This is a genomic window from Edaphobacillus lindanitolerans (assembly GCF_900156305.1).
Classification (GTDB): domain Bacteria; phylum Bacillota; class Bacilli; order Bacillales_A; family Planococcaceae; genus Bhargavaea; species Bhargavaea lindanitolerans.
Genome location: NZ_FTPL01000005.1, coordinates 68,264 through 82,585, shown reverse-complemented (window position 1 = coordinate 82,585; position 14,322 = coordinate 68,264). Strand labels below are relative to the sequence as shown.

Genomic DNA, 14,322 nt, shown 5'->3' with positions numbered 1-14,322 from the left:
ATCTTGTCATCCTTCCCATATGCCGGTCTTCGCGACCCGGCGCAGCGTCTCTTCATTCTCTTCGGATAGGATCGTCACATGGCCCATTTTGCGGTTGTGCTTCGCTTCGGCTTTGCCGTACAGGTGGACCGACCAGTCCGGATTTTCCGGAATCGCCTTCAGCAGCGGCTCGACATGCTGGCCGAGCACGTTCACCATGACCGCCGGCCGGACAAGTTCCGGCTTGCGGAGCGGCCATCCGCAGATGGCGCGGATGTGCTGGCCGAACTGGGAGATCGTGCACGCTTCGATCGAATAGTGGCCCGAATTGTGCGGGCGCGGCGCGAGTTCGTTGATGAGGACGCCGCCGTCTTCGAGGACGAACATCTCGACCGCGAGCGTCCCGATAAGCTCCAGGTGATCAGCGATCTGCCGGGCCGCTTCAAGGGCCGCCGTTTCCGTGCGGCCGCTGATTCCGGCCGGCACGATCGTCTCATGCAGAATGTGGTTCTTGTGGACATTCTCCTGGACCGGCAGGCACTCCGTACTGCCGTCCGTACCGCGCTGGACGATGACCGAGATCTCCTTCTCAAACGGAACGAACGCTTCGGCCACGCAGGCCGAATGGGCGAAGAGCCCCTCGGCTTCGGCGAGCGCCGACTCTTCCTTCACAATCACCTGGCCCTTGCCGTCGTACCCGCCGCGGGCGGTCTTTACGACACACGGGAACCCGATCTCGCCGACGCGGGATTTCAGTTCCCCAAAATCCGTTGCTTCTATATAAGGAGCGACCGGTGCGCCAGCTTCCCGGATGGCCGCTTTCTCGGCGATGCGGTCCTGGGTGATCCGGATGAGTTCCGCTCCCTGCGGCACATAGGCTTGCCCGGAGAGCTTCTTGAGCCCTTCGTAGTCAATGTTCTCGAATTCGTACGTGATGACGTCGCTCACTTCCGCGAGTCGTCCAAGCGCCGCTTCATCGTCATAGGCAGCGACGATTTTCACATCGGCCACCTGGCCGCACGGCGAATCTTCCGCCGGGTCGAGCACCGCGATGCGGAAGCCCGCCTCTTTTGCGGAAAGGGCCATCATGCGGCCGAGCTGGCCGCCGCCGATGATGCCGATTGTCTGTCCGGGGAGAATCATCGTCATGAAAGATCACCTGTGCTTTCGATGGATTGACGGGCGAGCCGGCTGCGTCGTTCTTCGAGTCGGCCGCGAAGGACTTCATCATGAACAGCGAGCATCTGGGCGGCGAACAAACCCGCGTTTGTCGCACCCGATTCGCCGATCGCCATCGTCGCGACGGGAACACCGCCGGGCATCTGGACGATCGACAGAAGTGAATCCTGCCCGTTCAGCGCGCGTGACTTGACCGGCACGCCGATGACCGGCACGAGTGTCTTGGCGGCGACCATGCCCGGCAGATGGGCGGCGCCGCCCGCACCTGCGATGATCACCTCAAGGCCGCGTTCCTGCGCCTCCTCGGCGTAGCGGAACATTTCATCCGGTGTCCGGTGGGCCGACACGACCCGCTTCTCATAACCGACTTCCAGTTCCTCAAGGATGTCGCATGCCTTCTTCATCGTTTCCCAGTCGCTTTTGCTTCCCATGATGACGCCCACTTTCACGTCCATTCCGATCCGCTCCTTCCGGCAGTTCCCGCAAAATTAACAGGTCCCCGAATAGACTGCTTCCATTAAAGGAAAGCAATCGATCCGGGGACCCGAACATGTTCGAACAAGATGTTTGTGCACATAGATGCCCACACCTTTCGTTCCGATTCCTTGATCCGCTTTCCCTCATAGTCCTGGCATTTCCGGTGCCGTGGTAGAGACGCCGAGGCCGATTCCTCAGCATATATGGGGGGATTTCTTAACCTTTTCCATTTTAACAGCGGAGAAGCGGGAAGTCAACGGAATAAACGAACGTTGAATTTTATTAAAGGTTAAATGTTCGTCTTTCAGGCGTTGCTCGAGGCCGATTACCGTCAAAGAGACCGATTCCGCTGTTTAAGAGTCCGATTTGGCCGGCTAAGAGACCGATTTCCACACGGAATTCGTTTAGTAGAATCTGTGCCGATGTGAAAATTGTGCCCATTGTATGGTGTAACTTCATCTGTCGCAGAAATCCGGACGCCATCTGTTAAAGGTTGAATCGTCCGATTCGTTGTCCGGGCAGATCGATTATGCGTCTGAATAGACCGATTCCCCCTGCCAATAGACCGATTCTCTCCCCCAATCGTCCAATTCCGCCCCACTGCCCAGATCCGGGCATCAAAAAACCGGGAGAGCCGCAGCCCTTCCGGTTTTCATTCTTCTCTTAATACACCCTTGAACCGGATGCGCTGCCGGACGGGGACCGGTTCGCCGTTGCGTTCCTCGAAGATCGGTTCTTCTTTCCTGCCTGCGGCCATGTAGCCTTCCTGCTCCATGCGCGCGAGGCAGTCTCCGATCGATTCGCCTTCCGCCACTTCAAACCAGACTGTTTTCTTCTTGGTCATCGAAATAACTTTCCTCTCCGTACTTGTTTCACCCAGAAGCCGCCGTGGATGTTGCGCGCTTCATAGGTGATGATGAATGCTTTCGGGTCCAGCTCCTTGATGAGCATGTAGAGTTTCAGTTCATACTTCTTCGGCGTAAGGATCTGCATGGCGTGGCGGGAACCGTCCCGGCCGTTCGCCTCCCAGTCGGTGATGCCATAGCCGTTTTCCCGGATGACGCGGACCATCTTGCGTTCGATGTCTTCCGTGATGACGTTGACCATCACATAGCCGAGCGCCAGCTTCTCCTCAATGATCGAGCCGATGATGACCCCGGTTCCGTATCCGATCGCGTAGGCCACCAAGTTTTGAATCTGGTTCAGGTTGTCGAGCACGAGCCCGAGGCCGACCACATAGATGACGATTTCGATCACACTGAGCCCGGCCGCGACCCAGCGGTAGCCTTTCATCGTCAGGATCAGGCGGACCGTGTAGAACGTGACGTAAATGACGTTGATGGCGAAAATGATGAGCACCATCTTCAACGGCAGAACCTCCTTTCAAGATCCGGCTGCCAGCCTTCCCCCAATGGTATCGGATGCCCCTCCCGATGGACAACAAAAAAATCCGCTCCCCGCCGACTGTCCGGCTGGGGAGCGGCATTATCCGTTATTTACCCTGAACAAACACGAAATACGCAACAAAGATGAAGAACAGGCCGTACATGATCGGATGGACTTCCCGGCGGCGGCCGGCGAGAATCATCGTGATCGGATAGAAGATGAAGCCGATCGCAATCCCCGTGGCGATCGAGTAGCCGAGCGGCATCATGATGACCGTCAGAAATGCCGGCACGGCGATCTCGAAGCGATTCCACTCGATGAGGCCGAGCGCGGACACCATGAGCACGCCGACGATGATGAGCGCCGGGGCTGTGACTGCCGAAGTAATGACCGACAGAAGCGGATAAAACAACAGCGAGACGAGGAACATGACACCGGTGACAACGGCTGCGAATCCGGTACGGGCACCCGCGGCCACTCCCGCGGTCGATTCGACATAGGAAGTGGTCGTCGAGGTACCGAAAATGGCACCGGTCACGGTTGCGAGGGAGTCAGCAAGCAGCGCCTTGCCTGCACGCGGCAGCTTGTCCCCCTTCATGATCCCGGCTTTCTGGGCAACGGCAATCAGGGTTCCCGCCGTATCGAAAAAGTCGACGAACAGGAAGGTGAGGACGATGACGAGAAACTGGATGGTCATGAGCGATCCCGGATCGTTCATGAGCGGCTGGAACGCAGCGCCGAATGTCGGGCTCACGTCCGGAATGGATCCGACCACGCCGTCAGGAAGCGGAACGACCTTGAAAACCATGCCGACAACTGCCGTGATCAGCATCCCGAAGAAGATGGCACCCTTCACATTCAGCACCATGAGGATGACGGTCAGAGCCAGACCGAAAATGGCAAGCAGCGTAGCCGGCTGCGACAGATCGCCAAGACCGGTGAGCGTCGCGTCATTGTTCGCAATGATTCCTGAGTTCTGGAAACCGAGATAAGCAATAAAGAGGCCGATCCCCGCGCCGACCGCGAACTTGAGTTGAGAAGGGATGGCATTGATGATCTTTTCACGCAGCCCGGACAAGGAAAGAACAATAAAGATGATTCCCGAAAACAGGACGCCCGTGAGCGCAGTCTGCCAAGGGATGCCGTACGTGAGGACGACCGTGTAGGCGAAGAAGGCATTGAGCCCCATCCCCGGCGCGAGCCCGATCGGATATTTGGCGATGAGCCCCATAAAAAGGGAACCGACGGCAGCCGCAAGCGCGGTGGCCACAAACACAGCCCCTGCATCCATGCGCATGTCAGCCGGAAGGTCCGGCACAGACTCAAGCGACAGCGTAAGCGGGTTGACGACAAGGATGTACGCCATCGACAGGAACGTGGTCAGGCCCCCGATGATCTCACGGCGGTAATTCGTGCCGAGCTCATCGAAATTGAAATAGTTTTTCATGATTTCCTCCGTTTTGCCCGTCTCTCCCGGAATAAGAAAAAGGACATGGGTCGAAAAGCCGCATGTCCTGACGAATGGGGGCGCATGAATTAATGAGAACGCCCCCGATCGTAGTCGAGCCATTTACGGCAGCTCGGTAGAAACTTCCGGACCTTATCTCCGGGGATATACGACGGGTTGGGTTATGTTGTGTTTGATAATAAGAAGAGTATAGCGGAATAATAAAAAATCCGCAATAGAAAACGAACATTATCCATAATTTAAAAGGTAATGTTCGTTTCCATATCCTCATACAGCGCAAACGACTCGAGATTATAAACCATACCGTTCCGCACTTCCATCTTTTCTGCAATTCAAACACTAACGATTTCCTCACTCCAATCCATCCACCTTCAACACGGTTCCACGAGATCAAACACCGTACGAAACTAAAATTATGATAAAAAGATTAATCAAAATCAGGCTTTCACGGAGGATTGTCGAATATAATAAACTAAATTACCAATCATTTTGGTTTGCCTTTTTTTATATAAACTCCAATAGTTAGAGGGGAATAAATGAAAACAAAATGGCTTTTGAGCAGCAGTGCCGTGATGATGGGTGTGTTGGGGTTGGCAGGAACCTTTATTCCCGAAGAAATCGCAAAAGCTTTAGGGGTTGACCCTTCGCCCGTTATTCTTATTTTCCTGCAAATCATCGGAGGCTTATATTTGGGGTTCGCCATGTTGAACTGGTTTACCCGTTCTGCCCGGATCGGCGGCATCTATAACAAACCTGTCGTATTGGGAAATCTGATGCATTACATCGTTGTCTTTTTTGCCCTGTTCCGGCAGTTGGCGGAGCAGTTTCATTTCCTGTTCGCTATTTTGGCAGTCCTTTATCTCGGGTTTGCCGTCTGGTTTACGTTGGTTCTGCGTTCGAATCCTTTAAGCCATCAATAAAATTGTCTGTCTCACGCAATGACCTCGCCTAGCGAGTTCTGTAATTCCCACTATAAAAAAACCCTCTTTCTTCACAAAAGATGTGAAGAAAGAGGGTTTTTTATTGCAGCTGATCATATCAGATTAAGGTTTATTCCCACTCAATCGTTGCAGGTGGCTTGCTCGTCACATCGTACAGTACGCGGTTGATGTGTTCGACTTCGTTCACGAGGCGGGTGCTGATTTTCTCGAGGACGTCCCAAGGAATGCGCGCCCAGTCAGAGGTCATGCCGTCAATCGAGGTGACGGCGCGGATGCCGATGGCGTAGTCGTAGGTGCGTTCGTCGCCCATGACGCCGACGCTGCGGATGTCCGGGAGCACCGTGAAGTATTGCCAGATGTCGCGGTCGAGGCCGGCTTTGGCGATTTCTTCGCGCAGGATGTAGTCGGATTCGCGGACGATTTCCAGCTTTTCTTCGGTGATTTCGCCGAGGACACGGATGCCGAGGCCCGGGCCCGGGAACGGCTGGCGCCAGACGATTTCATCCGGGAGGCCGAGCTGGGATCCGAGTTCGCGGACTTCATCCTTGAACAGCGTGTTCAGCGGCTCGATGAGCTTGAATGTCATGTCTTCCGGCAGGCCGCCGACGTTGTGGTGGGACTTGATCGTCTGGGCGGTCGCGGTGCCGCTCTCGATGATGTCCGTGTAGAGCGTGCCCTGTGCGAGGAAGTCCATGTCCGTGAGCTTCGCGGCTTCTTCATCGAACACATAGATGAACTCGTTGCCGATGATCTTGCGCTTCTTCTCGGGATCGGAGACGCCTGCGAGCTTCGTGAGGAAGCGTTCGCGCGCGTCGATCTTGACGACTTTCATGTCGAACTTGCCGACGAAGGTTTCCATGACGCTGTCGGCTTCGCCTTTGCGGAGCAGGCCGTGGTCGACGAACATGCAGGTGAGCTGATCGCCGATCGCCCGGTGGATAAGCGCCGCGACAACAGACGAGTCCACCCCGCCGCTCAGTGCGCAGAGGACATTTTTGTTTCCGACTTCGCTGCGGATCTTCTCGATTTCAAGATCGATGAAGTTCTCGATCGTCCAGCCGCCCTTCGCTCCGCAGATGCCGAAGACGAATTCGCGGAGGAGTTCGTTGCCGTTGATCGAATGCCGGACTTCCGGGTGGTACTGGACTGCATACATGCCGAGGGATGTGTTTTCCATCGCGGCAATCTTGCAGGACGGGCTTGTCGCGATCAGTTCAAAGCCTTCCGGAACGGCCGTCACATGGTCGCCGTGGCTCATCCAGACGATCTGGGACTGCGGCTGGCCTTCAAACAGGCGGGCGCCTTCCGTGATCGTCATTTCCGATTTTCCGTATTCGCGGCGGGACGAGCGTTCGACCTTGCCGCCGAAGTGATGGGCCATGAGCTGCATGCCGTAGCAGATGCCGAGGACCGGGATGCCGAGGTCGAAGATGGCCGGGTCCGGACGGAACGATCCTTCTCCGTAGACGGAGTTCGGGCCTCCGGAGAAGATGACGCCGACTGCGTTCATCTTCTTGATGTCTTCCGCGGTCACCGTGTGCGGGTGAAGCTCGCTGTATACGCCGAATTCCCGGATGCGCCGGGTGATGAGCTGGTTGTACTGGCTGCCGAAGTCAAGGACGACGATCTTTTCCTCTTCCAACAAGAGTGAGTCTGCGGACATGTGGATTCCACCTTTTCCATTTGAAGACCGGGCCAAATGAAAAACGCGCAGAAACCTGCTTCCGCGCGTTCTCATCTCTCCACAAAGGCGGGCGCCCCTGTATGCACAAAAGCACCCGCCTTCATAGACAAGCCGTTTACGGTGGCTTGGTAGAGACATCCGGACCTTATTTCCGGACTTATATGAGGGGCGACCCGGTCTATCCGATTTTAAGTCAGTTTACCGTTTTGGGCGCCGAAAATCAACCGCCAGTCCTGTAGATTAAATTTTCCCAACTTTCCCGGAGGCTGTCCGCGCGCGGCACCGTCTCGCGGCCGCCGTACAGGTTCTCCTCGTAGGCCCCGGTCAGGCGGCGCATGTCCGTTCCGCCGAAGTGGGCATCCACCTCGTCTGCATAGTCGGACAGCGTCTTCCCGTCTGCCCGGGTCAGCCCGTACTTCCGGAGCTGCTTGAGCAGCCGGCCGTATGCCCGTTCAAACCCTTCCCGGTCGAACTGCCGGCGGCGGTAGCGGGCCACCAGGTATTTCGGCAGCCATTTGGAACGGGTCAGCCAGGCGAACACTGCCGCGGCCAGGAGGACTGCAGCTGCGCCGTAGAAGAAATTCCGGTGATTGGAGAAGAACTCCCCTGCGGATTTCCAGAAATCCGATCCGGCGGCAGCGGCCTGCTTCTCCTCTTTTTGCTGCTCGGGTTTTTCGGCCTGCTCCGGGGTTTCCTGCTGTTCTTCAGGCTGGTCATCAATATTAAGGTCATAATCAATGCCGCCGGCACCGTTGAACCCGACGGTGGGCTCAAACGGCATCCAGCCGACGCCCGGCATGTATGCTTCCACCCAGGAGTGGGCGTTGTTGTTTGTAATTTCAAAGCGTCGGGTCTCCCCTTTCCGCCCGGTGTCCTCCCCTTCCGAGAATCCCTTCACCCAGCGGGCCGGGATTCCGGCGGATCGCAGGAGGACGACCATCGACGTCGAGAAGTTGTCGCAGTAGCCCCTCTTGCTGTCAAACAGGAAATGGTCGACATAGTCATCGCCCGCCCCCGGGGAGGCGACGTTGAGCTGGTCGTACACATAGCCGTTCTGCGAGAAGTACCGCTCCACGGAACGGGCCTTCCCGTAAAGGGTCGGTTCGTTTTCGGTCAGTTCGGCCGCCAGGTCACGGACCCGCTGCGGCAGTTCGTCAGGGAGCTGGAGATACCGCTCGAAGCCGCTTTCCGGCAGCTTGTCCGGCATGGTCTGCCGCAGGGCGGTCAGACTGTAGGCCGGCTCGCTGTAGCTGACCGAATATCGTTCGAGGGAAACAGGCGCACGGTCGCGGAACGGGACGACTTTCCCGGTCACGCTTTCCTTCAGGAACTGTACGCCTTCGACGGGTGCAGGCTCCTGTGCCCCGTAAGGCTGGACGATGAATTTGAAATCGTGGGTCATCGTCAGCTCTGCCGTGTCCTCGTCGCGGGACTTCCCGGCGAGCAGCGGATCGGCGATCGGCGTCCCGTTGCCGACCGGAATAAGTTCCTGCTCTTCGGCTGAGTTCACCCAGCCGCGCATCGTGTAAGTGTCTTTCGTCTCGACTTTCCAGTACTGTCCGCTTTTCACGTTGGCCTGAAAGACGACGGTGTTGTCGCCGATGAACGGACCCCCGAGCATGGAGTCGTCCTCGCCATAGCCGATCTTTCCGGCTTCCCCCGGCCCGCCGGATCCTGCACCGTCCGCAAGCGAACGCAGGAACGGAACGGGATCCGGCCAGGCCGGCTCGGACTTCGGCAGCATCTGGCTCAGCGCGCCGGACACACCGACGATCAGCACGAGCGGAACGGCCATGAGCACGGCCGAGGGAAGCGACGGCATCCGGCTCTGGCCAGACGCAAGCTTGGCAAGAGACAATAGGCCGACGAGGAGCAGGCCGATGACAAGGATCCGGAGAATGGCTGCATCCGCCCGGTACGGGCTGAATGTGTCGAGCACCGTGATGAAGATGAGCGTCATGCCGTAGAACAGGAGGACCGACATCCGGGTTTCAATCCAGAACTGGATCAGATACGACGCCATCCAGATCAGGGCGAGGAACAGGACGGTCCGGAACGAGTCCGTGATCCCCGCGAAATCCCCCGACAGCAATGCCTGTGTGTTCACCCTGAATTCCTCCGCAAAGAACCGGAGGACCGCGCCGATGCCCGTCGGTCCCTCCAGGTAGGCCCTGGTGATGAACCAGGCGGAAAAGACGACTTTCAGTGAAGCCGACAGCCACCGGGGCGTGCCGGCAAGCGGAAGGGCGAAGCAAAGTCCGACAAAGATGAGAAACAGTCCGAGATGTCCGGTCCCGGTCAATTTGGCGATCGGGATCAGCCATTCCCGGACGAGAAGGAAGACGAGCGTATAGATGACGGCGAGGAAAAGCCGTTTCTGCCATTTGCCGTTCATGACGCCCTCCCCTCTTCCCTTCGCACCGCCACAAAGTCGCGCTCTGTCACAAACCGGACATCCAGTCCGCGTGCAGACGCTTTTTTTGCTGCGGACAGCGCTTGTTCATCCGGGCGTTCACCCGGACCGAGCACCGACAGCAGGATCCCGCTGCGGAGCCCGGCACAGTCCGCCAGCAGCGCATCCGTCCAGCCGGGGGTGATTTTGCCGGTGATGATCGTCATTGTCGCGGCACCCGCAAGCAGGCCTCGGCCTTCATACGGGATCGCCCCCTCTGCGGACGGCTGCAGGCGTGCGAGGTGGCGGAGAACTTCATGGTGGCCGTCCAATCCTTCCACTCGCGGGAACGCCGCACCGGACGGTCCGAGCGAGACGAAACCGGAAGCAGAACGGTCTGCAGCGGACATTTTCAGAACGGACGCGGCCAGGCTCACCTGCTCTTCAAACGTGCCGGAACTGCGGCCGTCCAGGACGAGAAGCAGGTCCTGGGAGCGCCGATCCTCGAATTCTTTCGTATGCAGGCTGCCGGTACGCGCAAAAGACGGCCAGTGGATCCTGGACATCCGGTCACCCGGCTCGTACTCGCGGATGCCGGAAGCCGACGCGGGGTCCCTGACGGCCGCGGCGGATGAAGCGGCGGCCCCGCGGTCATCCGCCGCCGAGACCGGCAGCTGCCGCAGATCCAATATCTTCGGGAGGACGAGGACCGTCTCCCTGCCCGGCAGGAACACCTTTTTCTTCATCCAGCCGAAAAAGTCGGATGCCTCGATCGTCAGCCCTTCCAGGACATGTTCCCCCCTCCGGAGAGGGGCGGTTTCGTATTGCCACGTTTTCCGCCTCCGCATACCCAGGAGGAGGAGCACCGCGGATCTTTTGGCCGTCCCGCCGTTATGGAGTTCTTCAGCCGCCGAAACATAGAGCAGCGGAAACGGGATCTTCCGTGCCAGTGTCACTTCGGCTTTGAGCGTCCCGCCGAACGGAAGCTCCCGCCTTTCCAGTTCCCGCCTGAAACCGATGTCCCGGAGCGGATAGAAAAACAGCAAGATTCCATAAAGGACGAATGGGAGCAGCATGTAAAACACCGTCCAGCTCACCCGCCCGCCCTGGAACTTGGCGTAGGCGAACGTTCCGGCAAGGAGCAGGATCAGCCAGGCCAGGCGCAGCACCGGCGCCGCTTTGCGGAGCCGGCTCATCGTGTGCCCGCTCTCCTCACCGGCACTTTTGTCTTGATGACGAGCCGTTCGATCAATTCTTCCGCCGTGATCCCTTCGTAGCGGGTTTCAGGCTGCAGGATCATCCGGTGGCCGAACACATACGGGACGAGATACTGCACATCATCCGGGGTCACATAGCCGCGGCCGCGCAGGAATGCGTACGACCGGGCCGCTTTCATGAGCGCGATGGATCCGCGCGGGCTGACCCCCAGCCGGATATCCTGGCTGTTCCTCGTCGCTTCGGCAAGATCGACGATGTACCCTTTCACGGTATCATCGATCAGCACTTCCTCCGCCTTGCTCCGGACTTCCACGAGTTCTTCAAGCGAAAGGACCGGTTCAATCCGCTCGATCGGCGCCTGCCCTTCGGAGCGCCGGAGCACATCAAGCTCTTCTTCACGGGTCGGATAGCCCATCCGGATCTTGAATAAAAACCGGTCGAGCTGCGCCTCCGGCAACGGGTATGTGCCTTCGTATTCAATCGGGTTCTGGGTGGCCATGACAAAGAACGGATCCGGCAGCGGCAGGGTCTTGCCGTCAATTGTCACGGATGACTCTTCCATCCCTTCCAGGAGGGCGGACTGTGTCTTGGGCGAAGTCCGGTTGATCTCATCCGCCAGGACGATATTGCCCATGACCGGTCCAGGCCTGAATTCGAACTCCATATCCCGCGGGTTGTAGATCGATACGCCGACCACATCCGACGGGAGGAGGTCCGGCGTGAACTGGATCCGCTTGAAGTCTGCGCCGACCGACCTGGCCAGCGCCCGGACCATCATCGTCTTCCCGACGCCCGGGACGTCTTCCAGCAAAACATGGCCGCCCGACAGCAGCGCCGTCACGCTCAGCTCCGCCACTGCCCGTTTCCCGATCATCACCTGTTCAATGTTATCAATTACACGGATTAATTTTTGCTGTTCATCCATCGGGTCCACCTGTCTTCCTGCCGGTTCGCGGCCGTCCTATTTGGAAAATTTATAGTATAGATCTAGTCTAAAGGAAGGAGAGGCAGCCGGTCAATCGGGGATCAAAAAACCCGCTGCCCTCCATGGGCAGCGGGCGCTTCTCCATCTGCTTCATTCTTTCCAGAAGTTGTCGAACACCGTGATCGGCAGATGTCTTTTATGGCGTGATCTCATGTAGAGGTCCTCGAGTTTTTTGCGTGGTTCTTCCGGGATTTCCCTGCCTTCAAGGAAGTCATCGACCTGGTCATACGTAACCCCGAGGGCCACTTCATCCGGAAGGGCAGGCTTGTCTTCTTCCAGATCGGCGGTCGGCACTTTCGTGTACAGGTGCTCCGGGCAGCCGAGTTCTCTCAGCAGCGCTTTGCCCTGACGCTTGTTCAGCCGGAAAAGCGGCATGAGGTCCGCACCGCCGTCCCCGAATTTCGTATAGAAGCCCGTGAGCGCCTCAGCCGCCTGGTCGGTGCCGAGCACGACCGCATTCTTCATGGCGGCGATCGAGTACTGGACCTTCATGCGCTCGCGTGCCTTTTCGTTGCCTTTTACATAGTCGGTCAGGGTGACGCCCGCTTCCGACAGCGAGGCCACGCTCGCATCGACCGCCGGTTTGATGTTCACCCGGTACGTGACGGAAGGCGAGATGAATTCGATGGCGTCATCGACGTCCGACTCGTCGAACTGGATGCCGTACGGCAGGCGGACGGCGTGGAACTTGTACCGGTCTCCCCCGTCTTCGCCGTTCAGCTCATCCACTGCAAGCTGGGCCAGCTTCCCGGCAAGCGTCGAATCCTGCCCGCCTGAGATTCCGAGCACGAAGCCTTCAAGGAACGGATGCCGGCGGGCATACGCTTTCAGGAAGTCGACCGATACCCGGATCTCCTGAGCCGGATCGATTTCCGGTTTCACTTTCAGTTCACTTATGATCTCCTGCTGCAAAGTCATCAGCGGTTCCTCCTCCATGTTCATTGTTCACGGTCCGCACCAAACCGGACCGGGCGGATTTATTCCGCTTCCTTCTCATGAAGTTCAAAGTCATGGATGCGCTCACGCACTTCGTGGATGTTGCGCATCTTGTTGTCCCAGCACTTCTGGCTCAGGTCGACCGGATATTCTTCCGGGTTGAGCGAGCGTTTATACTCGTCCCAGAACAGGTCGAGCCGGGCATGGGAAAATTCGACGATCTCATCGAGTGTCGGCAGTTCATAGACGAGCTCCCCGTCCCGGACAACCTGCGTGTGCAGATTGACGGCGTCAAAGTTTGTGACGAATTTGGAGATGAACGTATGGACCGGGTGGAACAGTTTGAGCCGCTGCTCCTTTTCAGGCTCTTCATCGGCGAGCGTGATGTAGTCCCCTTCGGATTTGCCGTTTTCACGGTCGATGATCCGGTAGACCTTCTTGACGCCCGGTGTCGTGACCTTCTCGGCGCTCGAGGAGATCTTGATCCGGTCTTCCATCTCACCCCTGGAATTTTCCACGGATACAAGCTTATAGACCGCTCCGAGTGCGGGCTGGTCATACGCGGTGATGAGCTTCGTGCCGATGCCCCACTGGTCGACCTTGGCCCCCTGGAGGTGCAGGTTCATGATGGTGTACTCGTCCAGATCATTCGAGACGATGATCTTCGCTTCCGGGAATCCGGCCTCGTCGAGCATCCGCCGTGATTCCTTGGACAGATAGGCGATGTCCCCGCTGTCCAGGCGGATGCCGAGGAAGTTGATCTTGTCCCCGAGTTCCTTTGCCACCCGGATGGCGGTCGGCACGCCGATCTTCAGCGTGTCGTACGTATCGACGAGGAACACGCAGTCCTTGTGCCGCCGGGCATAGGCGTGGAACGCTTCATACTCGCTTTCATACGCCTGGACCATCGAATGGGCATGGGTGCCGGCAACCGGGATGCCGAACAGCTTCCCGGCCCGGACGTTGCTCGTCGCCTCGACGCCGCCGATGACCGACGCCCTTGCACCCCAGATCGCCGCGTCCAGTTCCTGTGCACGGCGCGAACCGAACTCCATGACGACGTCGCCTTTGACGACCTGCTTGATCCGGCTCGCCTTCGTCGCGATGAGCGTCTGGTAGTTGATGATGTTCAGGAGCGCCGTCTCGATGAGCTGGGCCTGGATGAGCGGCGCCTCCACACGGATGAGCGGTTCGTTCCCGAACACGACCTCTCCTTCCGCCATCGAGTACACATCCCCCGTGAACCGGAGGTCCGCCAGATAGGCCAGGAAGTCCTCCCTGTAACCCAGTTCATCCCGCAGATAGCCGATGTCGCTTTCCGTAAACCGGAAGTCATTCAAGTATGCGAGCGCCCGCTCCAGTCCCGCATAGATTGCATATCCGTTCCCGAACGGCAGTTTGCGGAAATACAGATCAAACACCGCCTTCCGCTCATGGATGCCATCTGCCCAGTAGGACTCGGCCATGTTGATCTGATACAGATCGGTATGGAGCATCAGGCTGTCATCTGCGTAGTTCGTCGACATGAAAATCCCTTCTTCCGAAACGTGTTTTCGATTAGTATACACCATCCATCACGTCCCCTGTCCTCCACATACCCCGTCCAGCACGGGGACAACCATGGATCCCGGCATCCCGGCCCGTGCACCGCCGGTTCATCATCCCGGATAAAAAGAA

12 protein-coding genes and 3 riboswitches are annotated in these 14,322 nt (G+C 58.0%); of the genes, 1 reads left to right on the top strand and 11 read right to left on the bottom strand.

Annotated elements, in window-relative coordinates:
* Positions 1-6 precede the first annotated feature (6 nt).
* From purK to B0B07_RS14035, 5 genes are all read right to left on the bottom strand, one after another.
* Positions 7-1,128: a 5-(carboxyamino)imidazole ribonucleotide synthase gene (purK, locus tag B0B07_RS14055; RefSeq protein WP_076759905.1), complete on the bottom strand. Its 1,122-nt coding sequence runs from the start codon at positions 1,126-1,128 to the stop codon at positions 7-9.
* Positions 1,125-1,613: a 5-(carboxyamino)imidazole ribonucleotide mutase gene (gene purE / locus B0B07_RS14050; RefSeq protein ID WP_076759903.1), complete on the bottom strand. Its 489-nt coding sequence runs from the start codon at positions 1,611-1,613 to the stop codon at positions 1,125-1,127. Before purE ends, purK begins: the two co-directional genes overlap by 4 nt.
* Before the next feature lie 148 nt (positions 1,614-1,761).
* Positions 1,762-1,862: riboswitch (purine riboswitch) on the bottom strand.
* A gap of 425 nt (positions 1,863-2,287) precedes the next feature.
* Positions 2,288-2,479, bottom strand: a complete 192-nt coding sequence (locus B0B07_RS14045; protein ID WP_076759901.1) for an NETI motif-containing protein — start codon at positions 2,477-2,479, stop codon at positions 2,288-2,290.
* Positions 2,476-2,997 carry a DUF2179 domain-containing protein gene (locus B0B07_RS14040; RefSeq protein ID WP_076760085.1) on the bottom strand — a complete coding sequence of 174 codons (522 nt, stop codon included), beginning with the start codon at positions 2,995-2,997 and terminating at the stop codon, positions 2,476-2,478. The genes B0B07_RS14045 and B0B07_RS14040 overlap by 4 nt, the downstream gene beginning before the upstream one ends.
* Positions 2,998-3,127: 130 nt before the next feature.
* Entirely contained in the window at positions 3,128-4,468 is a 1,341-nt protein-coding gene (locus B0B07_RS14035; protein WP_076759899.1) for an NCS2 family permease, read from the bottom strand.
* A 91-nt stretch (positions 4,469-4,559) separates the two neighbouring features.
* Positions 4,560-4,661, bottom strand: a riboswitch (purine riboswitch).
* Positions 4,662-5,025: 364 nt separating this feature from the next.
* Here B0B07_RS14035 and B0B07_RS14030 point away from each other — a divergent pair.
* Positions 5,026-5,409 (top strand): multidrug DMT transporter permease, encoded by a 384-nt coding sequence (locus tag B0B07_RS14030; RefSeq protein WP_076759898.1) that lies wholly within the window; start codon positions 5,026-5,028, stop codon positions 5,407-5,409.
* 130 nt (positions 5,410-5,539) lie between these two features.
* Here the strand turns inward: B0B07_RS14030 and guaA are convergent, their stop codons facing one another.
* From guaA to B0B07_RS14000, 6 genes are all read right to left on the bottom strand, one after another.
* Positions 5,540-7,093, bottom strand: a complete 1,554-nt coding sequence (gene guaA / locus B0B07_RS14025) for a glutamine-hydrolyzing GMP synthase (RefSeq protein WP_076759896.1) — start codon at positions 7,091-7,093, stop codon at positions 5,540-5,542.
* A 104-nt stretch (positions 7,094-7,197) separates the two neighbouring features.
* A riboswitch (purine riboswitch) is annotated at positions 7,198-7,299 on the bottom strand.
* A 35-nt stretch (positions 7,300-7,334) separates the two neighbouring features.
* Positions 7,335-9,509 carry a DUF4129 domain-containing transglutaminase family protein gene (locus B0B07_RS14020; protein ID WP_076759894.1) on the bottom strand — a complete coding sequence of 725 codons (2,175 nt, stop codon included), beginning with the start codon at positions 9,507-9,509 and terminating at the stop codon, positions 7,335-7,337.
* On the bottom strand, positions 9,506-10,702 hold the full coding sequence (locus B0B07_RS14015) for a DUF58 domain-containing protein (protein ID WP_076759892.1): 1,197 nt from the start codon (positions 10,700-10,702) through the stop codon (positions 9,506-9,508). Before B0B07_RS14015 ends, B0B07_RS14020 begins: the two co-directional genes overlap by 4 nt.
* Positions 10,699-11,649 (bottom strand): AAA family ATPase, encoded by a 951-nt coding sequence (locus tag B0B07_RS14010; protein WP_076759890.1) that lies wholly within the window; start codon positions 11,647-11,649, stop codon positions 10,699-10,701. The genes B0B07_RS14015 and B0B07_RS14010 overlap by 4 nt, the downstream gene beginning before the upstream one ends.
* Before the next feature lie 150 nt (positions 11,650-11,799).
* Positions 11,800-12,627 (bottom strand): ammonia-dependent NAD(+) synthetase, encoded by an 828-nt coding sequence (gene nadE / locus B0B07_RS14005; protein ID WP_076759888.1) that lies wholly within the window; start codon positions 12,625-12,627, stop codon positions 11,800-11,802.
* Between the two features lie 59 nt (positions 12,628-12,686).
* The gene (locus tag B0B07_RS14000) at positions 12,687-14,171 is read right to left on the bottom strand and encodes a nicotinate phosphoribosyltransferase (RefSeq protein ID WP_076759886.1); all 1,485 of its coding nucleotides are present in this window, start codon (positions 14,169-14,171) and stop codon (positions 12,687-12,689) included.
* Between the last annotated feature and the right edge of the window lie 151 nt (positions 14,172-14,322).

Bases quoted from the DNA above. Each gene is read 5' to 3' on its own strand.
- purK (WP_076759905.1), bottom strand. From the start codon at position 1,128: ATGACGATGATTCTCCCCGGACAGACAATCGGCATCATCGGCGGCGGC.
- purE (WP_076759903.1), bottom strand. From the start codon at position 1,613: ATGGACGTGAAAGTGGGCGTCATCATGGGAAGCAAAAGCGACTGGGAA.
- B0B07_RS14045 (WP_076759901.1), bottom strand. From the start codon at position 2,479: ATGACCAAGAAGAAAACAGTCTGGTTTGAAGTGGCGGAAGGCGAATCG.
- B0B07_RS14040 (WP_076760085.1), bottom strand. From the start codon at position 2,997: ATGGTGCTCATCATTTTCGCCATCAACGTCATTTACGTCACGTTCTAC.
- B0B07_RS14035 (WP_076759899.1), bottom strand. From the start codon at position 4,468: ATGAAAAACTATTTCAATTTCGATGAGCTCGGCACGAATTACCGCCGT.
- B0B07_RS14030 (WP_076759898.1), top strand. From the start codon at position 5,026: ATGAAAACAAAATGGCTTTTGAGCAGCAGTGCCGTGATGATGGGTGTG.
- guaA (WP_076759896.1), bottom strand. From the start codon at position 7,093: ATGTCCGCAGACTCACTCTTGTTGGAAGAGGAAAAGATCGTCGTCCTT.
- B0B07_RS14020 (WP_076759894.1), bottom strand. From the start codon at position 9,509: ATGAACGGCAAATGGCAGAAACGGCTTTTCCTCGCCGTCATCTATACG.
- B0B07_RS14015 (WP_076759892.1), bottom strand. From the start codon at position 10,702: ATGAGCCGGCTCCGCAAAGCGGCGCCGGTGCTGCGCCTGGCCTGGCTG.
- B0B07_RS14010 (WP_076759890.1), bottom strand. From the start codon at position 11,649: ATGGATGAACAGCAAAAATTAATCCGTGTAATTGATAACATTGAACAG.
- nadE (WP_076759888.1), bottom strand. From the start codon at position 12,627: ATGACTTTGCAGCAGGAGATCATAAGTGAACTGAAAGTGAAACCGGAA.
- B0B07_RS14000 (WP_076759886.1), bottom strand. From the start codon at position 14,171: ATGTCGACGAACTACGCAGATGACAGCCTGATGCTCCATACCGATCTG.